General features: G+C 60.3%; 4 protein-coding genes. 1 reads left to right on the top strand and 3 read right to left on the bottom strand.

The genetic code is table 11. The features are described from left to right. Positions 1-43 precede the first annotated feature (43 nt). The 3 genes from H5U36_10110 to H5U36_10120 all read right to left on the bottom strand — a co-directional run bounded on the left by H5U36_10110 (position 44) and on the right by H5U36_10120 (position 1,867). Positions 44-367: an ATP-binding protein gene (locus H5U36_10110; protein MBC7218459.1), complete on the bottom strand. Its 324-nt coding sequence runs from the start codon at positions 365-367 to the stop codon at positions 44-46. A gap of 75 nt (positions 368-442) precedes the next feature. Beyond that, the gene (locus H5U36_10115; protein MBC7218460.1) at positions 443-889 is read right to left on the bottom strand and encodes a hypothetical protein; all 447 of its coding nucleotides are present in this window, start codon (positions 887-889) and stop codon (positions 443-445) included. Positions 890-1,183: 294 nt separating this feature from the next. After that, entirely contained in the window at positions 1,184-1,867 is a 684-nt protein-coding gene (locus H5U36_10120) for a response regulator transcription factor (protein MBC7218461.1), read from the bottom strand. A gap of 79 nt (positions 1,868-1,946) precedes the next feature. Here H5U36_10120 and H5U36_10125 point away from each other — a divergent pair. Then, positions 1,947-2,285 (top strand): MFS transporter (locus H5U36_10125; protein MBC7218462.1); only part of this gene is annotated, 339 nt, incomplete at its 3' end.

Raw genomic sequence — 2,285 nt, forward strand, 5'->3', positions numbered from 1 at the left:
TGGCTATTCCCTATTCCCTTCCCCATTGGCTATTGGCTATTGGCTATTCCCTGTCCCACTGGTTTTCTTCCCAGGGGAGGAAGACCTTGAAGACCACCCGGTTACCCTGCATGCGGAGACGAACCTCTCCGCCGTTTTCTTCCACCACTTCCCGCACGAGGTAGAGCCTCACGCCTCTCCCGCTCCCTCCTCGAGGGGAAGTGTCGGTGGGGTCGAAGAACCAGCTCAAAAACTCCGCATCGGCTAAAGAGGCCGTGTTCTCAAGAACAAGGAAAAGGCCGGAGCCGTCGCCTGAAACCGAGACCCGCACTTCCCCCTGAGGAGTGCTGAAGGCAAAGGCATTGGCCACAAGGTTTGCAAGGAGCACGAAGGCCTCCCCTTCTGAGAGGGGAAGGGAGCGGCCATTGCAAATCCCGGCAACATCTACAGAAACCGTAAGGTCTCACCGTTCCCCTTCGCGCTCGGCAACGGCGCGCCGCAGAATCGAAAGGAAGGTCTCACAGGTAATGGGCTCCTTTTTCCCCTCAAGGAGGAGGCTGAGCCTCTGCATCTCCCGCACGATTCCCTCCAGGCGGCGGATCTGGCGCATCATCCGGGAGAGAACCTCCCCCTCAAGAGGCGCGCCCTCCTCAGGGGTACCCAGGTACCCCGAGAGCACCGCAAGGGGGGTCTGGATTTCGTGCCACAGGGCGGTGAGGAAGTACCGGAGGCTCCGCAGCCTCCGCAGCTTCGCCCTCTCATCCTCAAGGAGGACAAGGGGCGTACCACCGAAGGCAAAGGGGCGAAGGAGGAACCCCGACCCGGGAATGCGAAGAACCTCCCGGGAAGATAAGGCCCGAAGGATGGCCTCCCCAAGAACGGGAATCTCAAAGGCCTGGACCTCCTGCACTCCTTTCCCTTTAAGGCCACGCTCTTTGCAAACGTCTCGTTGAGGAGTATCCACTCCTCTTCGGGAAGGAAGGAAGCCCCGCCCACCGAGAGGCTGTCAAGAACACCGAGGACTTCCTTCAGCCACTCTTTTTCTTCTTCCCTCCTGCGCTCGGCAAGCGCCCGAAGGCATGCGGTGAGGTTCCCTTCTTCGGGCACACCGAAAAGGCGGCTCGCCACCCTCCGGAAGTGCCGGGAGAAGAGGAAAAAGCCCAGGATAAGACCGGCTATACCCCCGCCGGCAAGAAGGAGCACCTCACGAAGGCTCAAAGGAGTACCCCACCCCTCGCACCGTGACAATCCACCGGCCCCTTGGATCGAGCTTTTTCCGAAGGTGGGCGATGTAGACGTCCACCACCCGGTCCGTCACGAAGGCGTCCTCTCCCCATACCTCATCAAGAATAGTCTGCCGGGTTACGATCCGCCCCCGGTTCCGCACGAGGAGCTCAAGGAGGCGGAACTCCCGGAAGGAAAGGGGGATGACTTCCTTCCCAATCTCGACGGTGAGGCTTTCCGGGACAAGGACCATATCCCCAATCCGGAGCGTACTACCCCCGAGAGACGAAGACGCGGCCCTCCTCAGGACCGCCCGGATGCGGGCGAGGAGCTCCCGGGGGTGGAAGGGCTTCGTCACGTAGTCGTCGGCCCCCATCTCAAGGCCCGAGACGATGTCCATGGGATCGTCCTTCACGGTGAGCATGATGACTGGGGTGTGCTTGAAGCGGGGATGGCTCCGCACGTAGTGGAAAACCTCAAAACCCCCAATGCCCGGGAGCATGAGATCAAGAAGGACAAGCTGTGGCGAGAGCTCTTCCATCGCCTTCAGGAAGTCCTCACCGCTTGCGAAATGGAGCACCCGGTACCCTTCCTTTTCCAGGAAGTACTTCACGAACTCCGCCAGGTCCTTCTCGTCCTCGACGTAGACGATTTCGGCTCCCACACCGGCCACCGTACCCATCATACCCTTCCTCCCGGGGATGGTAGAATAGGGCCAGGACATCCCGAAAAGGAGGCTCTGGATGAGGAGGTTCCACCGAAACATCATAGTCACCGGCATCACGTCCCTTCTCACCGACGTGAGCACCGAAATGGTGTACCCGGTCCTTGCCCTCTACCTTAAGGCTTTGGGCGGAGGCGTCCTCACCCTGGGAGCCATAGAGGGCGTGGCGGAATCCTTAGCCTCAGTCCTTCGGGTCTTCTCGGGGGCTTTGGCCGACCGCATGGGGAAGAGGAAGCCCCTGGCCATTTTGGGCTATGCCCTCTCAAGCATCGGAAAGGTCCTCTTCTTCTTTGCTTCAGGATGGACCCTCGTTTTTGCAGGAAGGACGGTGGACCGCTTCGGCAAGGGCATTAGGACC

Source organism: Candidatus Caldatribacterium sp. (assembly GCA_014359405.1).
Classification (GTDB): Bacteria; Atribacterota; Atribacteria; order Atribacterales; family Caldatribacteriaceae; genus Caldatribacterium; species Caldatribacterium oleiphilum.